Source organism: Mesorhizobium sp. M7D.F.Ca.US.004.03.1.1 (assembly GCF_003998635.1).
Lineage (GTDB): Bacteria > Pseudomonadota > Alphaproteobacteria > Rhizobiales > Rhizobiaceae > Mesorhizobium > Mesorhizobium loti.
This window is the reverse complement of sequence record NZ_RZQG01000658.1, coordinates 1-3398: the sequence shown is the minus strand read 5'-3', so window position 1 is coordinate 3398 and position 3398 is coordinate 1. Positions and strand designations below refer to the sequence as shown.

General features: G+C 64.7%; 3 protein-coding genes. 2 read left to right on the top strand and 1 reads right to left on the bottom strand.

All coding sequences use genetic code 11. The annotated features are described in order from the left end of the window. Positions 1-119: 119 nt before the first annotated feature. The gene (locus EN935_RS27475; RefSeq protein WP_127263447.1) at positions 120-1553 is read right to left on the bottom strand and encodes a DHA2 family efflux MFS transporter permease subunit; all 1434 of its coding nucleotides are present in this window, start codon (positions 1551-1553) and stop codon (positions 120-122) included. A 121-nt stretch (positions 1554-1674) separates the two neighbouring features. On the opposite strand from EN935_RS27475, the gene EN935_RS27470 reads away from it, so the two are divergent. Beyond that, positions 1675-2676, top strand: coding sequence for an ornithine cyclodeaminase family protein (locus EN935_RS27470; protein ID WP_109661001.1), 1002 nt, complete (start codon positions 1675-1677; stop codon positions 2674-2676). After that, on the top strand, positions 2673-3398 hold a 726-nt coding region (locus tag EN935_RS27465; RefSeq protein ID WP_164771377.1), incomplete at its 3' end, for an aromatic amino acid lyase. The genes EN935_RS27470 and EN935_RS27465, both read left to right, overlap by 4 nt.

Below are 3398 nucleotides of genomic sequence, written 5' to 3'. Positions count from 1 at the left end.
CCGGAAAAGCCTGCACTTTTGGCAATTGATTGCGCCATTGCGACCACTCGCGAAAGTGCTGCACCAAGGCGAAAGGACAAGACGGAATTTATCTCCGCATCAGGCAGGAAGAATCGATCTCAATTCCCCGGCGCGTGGCCGGAAACCTCGGCGCCCGCACCCGGCGGCAGCGCGAGAAAACGCAACGCCGCCACCAGCCCGATGGCGCCGATCGCCAGGAAGGCGATTCGAAAATCCACGAGGTCGAGGGCCGGCCGGCCCCTGGCGATCTGCGACAGATTGAGAACCGCCGCCGCCACCGCGACGCCGAACAGCATCGCCACCTGCTGCAGCATCGAGGACAGCGTCGCCGCCGAGCTGCGTTGCGCCGCATCGATATCGGCGAAGGCCAGTGTGTTGAGTGCGGTGAACTGCATCGAGCGCGACAGGCCGGCGATCAGCATCAGCGCCACCACCAGCGCTTGCGGCGTTTGCGGCGAGATTGCAGCGCAAGCCATGATCGCCGCCGAGGCGATCAGGCCGTTGACGACCAGCACCGAGCGGAAGCCGAAGCGGCGCAGCATCGGCGTCGTCACCGTCTTCATGCCGAGGTTGCCGAGGAAATAGGCGAGGATCATCATGCCGGCGTCGACAGGGCTCAGGCCAAAACCGACCTGGAACAGCAGCGGCAACAGGAATGGCGTGGCGTTGATCGCCACCCGGAAAATGGTACCGGCGGCCAGCGTCGAGATGGCGAAGGTCAGCACCTTGAACGAGGAGAGATCGAGCAGCGGATGCGGCGCGCGCCGGAGATGCCGCACCGCCAGCCAGCCGATGACGATGCCGGCTGCGATCAGCAACACCGTCGGCAGGATACCGTCTTCGGGATGCGCGATGCGTTCGAGGCCATAGAGCAGCAAAGCAAGTCCCGCTGATGTCAGGAAAAAACCCGGCCAGTCGAGCGGTTTGGGGTCGGCCTCGCGATCGCCCGGAATGAAGCGGGCGACCAGCGCCAGTCCGATCACACCGAGGGGGATGTTGATGAAGAAATTCCAATGCCAGGACAGATAGGTGGTGATGAAGCCGCCAAGCACCGGCCCGACCACTGGCGCAAACAGCGCCGGCCAGGTGATCAGTGCCGTGGCGTTCAGCAGCTCCGACTTCGACGCGTTACGCAGGACGAGAATGCGCCCGACCGGCGTCATCAGCGCGCTGCCGAGCCCTTGCACGACACGTGCGGCGACGAACTGGGTCAGGTTTTGCGAGAAGCCGCAGGCAAGCGAGGCCAGCGTGAACAGGACGATCGCCAGCAGGAAGATGTTGCGCGCGCCGAACCGGTCGGCAAGCCAGCCCGACAGCGGCACGAACACCGCCATGGTCAGCATGTAGACGGTGATGCCGATGCTCATCGCCACCGCCGACACGCCGAAGGACTCCCCCATCTGAGGCAGCGAGGTCGAGATGATCGTCGAATCCAGCAGCTGCATAAAGAAGGCGATGGCGACGATCAGCGCCACGCGCCGCGCATTGGTGGCCGTTTCGGGTAAGGCTTCGGTATCGGGAATGGCAGTCATGACGGAACCGGTTTGAACAGCATTTGGCCGGCCGCGTCCAGAGACGGCGCAACAAACTTTCGTGTCGCGCGGCGGCCTGCTATGGGATGAACGGGGTGGCCGAGGAAAGTGTACGCGTAAAATGAAGCCCATCTATATCGACTACCTCAATGCCCTCGACATCGATGCCCTTGCGATGACCGATGGTGAAATCATTGCCGCCGTCGAGGCTGGCCTGGTGGCGCAAGGCAACGGCCAGACGGTGATCGAGCCGCGTGTCCATCTCGAGCCGGACCCTTCCTTCCACGGCCATTTCAATGTTTTGCGTGGCTACGTCGCGCCGCTCGACACCGCCGGCGTCAAGATCGTCGGCGACTATGTCGACAATTATCTGCACGGGCTGCCTTCCGAATTCGGTATCCTCAATCTGTTCGACCCGCGCACCGGCACACCGCGCGCCATCCTCGACGCCACCGTCATCACCGACATGCGCACCGGCGCCGTCACCGCCATCGGCGCCAAACATCTGGCACGCAAGAATTCCAAGGTGCTGGCCCATATCGGCGCGCGCGGCACCGCCTACTGGAACGTGCGCCTGCTCGACCATCTCTTCGACTTCGACGAGATCCGCGTCCATTCGCGCCGCCCGGAAAGCCGCGACGGTTTTGCCGCCAAACTCTCCGCCGATCTCGGCAAGACGGTGACGGCGGTGGCCGACTGGAAGAGCTGCATCGAGGGCGCCGACATCGTCGTCGAGGCCTCGCGGCTGCCGGAGCCGCAGCCATTGCTGAAGACCGAATGGATCAAGCCCGGCGCGCTGGTCGTGCCCTATGGCACGATGAGTGCGGTCGAACTGTCGCTGACCGACATCATGCAGAAAATGGTTGTCGACGATTGGGGCCAGTGCAAGGGCGGCAAGTTCGGCTCGCTGCGCGCCCATGTCGAGACCGGGCGGCTGAGCGAGAAGACGCTGCATGCCGAGCTCGGCCAGATTGCCGCAGGCCTCAAGGCTGGGCGCGAGAACGACGACGAAACGATCCTGTTCTGGCACCGCGGCCTGTCGCTGTCCGACATCGCACTGGGAAAGGCGATGCTGGCCAAGGCGCAGGCGCAAGGCATAGGCCAGAGACTGCGCTTCGCATGACCGCGCTCGTCCTCACCGGAACCAGCGTTGGCGTTGGCGATGTTGCTGCGGTCGCCCGCGATGGTCGCAAGGTGGAGATCGGACCCGATGTCATCGGCAGGCTGCAAAAGGCACGAAAAGTGCTCGACCAGGCCGCAGCGTCGGGCCAGCAGATATATGGCCTGAACACCGGGCTCGGCGCCAATCTCGGCACGTCAGTGGAAGGCGATGCCAGCACCTTCCAGCGCCAGTTGCTGGAGGGCCGCAGCGGCGCGGTCGGCGAAGCGCTGCCGGTCGAGGCCGTGCGGGCAACCATGGTCGCGCGTGCAGCGATGCTGTCAGCCGGAGGCTCCGGCCTTTCGCCTTCCGTCTTCGTCGCTTTGGTCGACGCACTCAATGCCGGCGTCCATCCCGTCATGCCGTCGCTCGGCTCGATCGGCGCCGGTGATCTGGTGTTGATGACAGCACTCGCCCGCATGCTCACCGGCGAAGGCGAAGCAGACTATCAGGGCCGTCGCATGCCGGCGGCCAAGGCGTTGATGATGGCGCGCCTCGCCCCCATCAGCCTGGCGCCCAAGGACGGCCTGTCGTTGATCAACGCCTCGGCGGTGTCCGCCGGCAGCGGCGCACTTGCGGTGACGGATGCGCTGTCCGCCCTTGCCCAGCAACAGCAGGCCGGCGCGCTGACCATGGAAGGTTTTGGTGCCAACCGCACCATCCTCGACCCGCGCCTGCATATGGCG

Coding starts and splice junctions, on each gene's coding strand:
- EN935_RS27475 (WP_127263447.1), bottom strand. CDS start 1,553: ATGACTGCCATTCCCGATACCGAAGCCTTACCCGAAACGGCCACCAAT.
- EN935_RS27470 (WP_109661001.1), top strand. CDS start 1,675: ATGAAGCCCATCTATATCGACTACCTCAATGCCCTCGACATCGATGCC.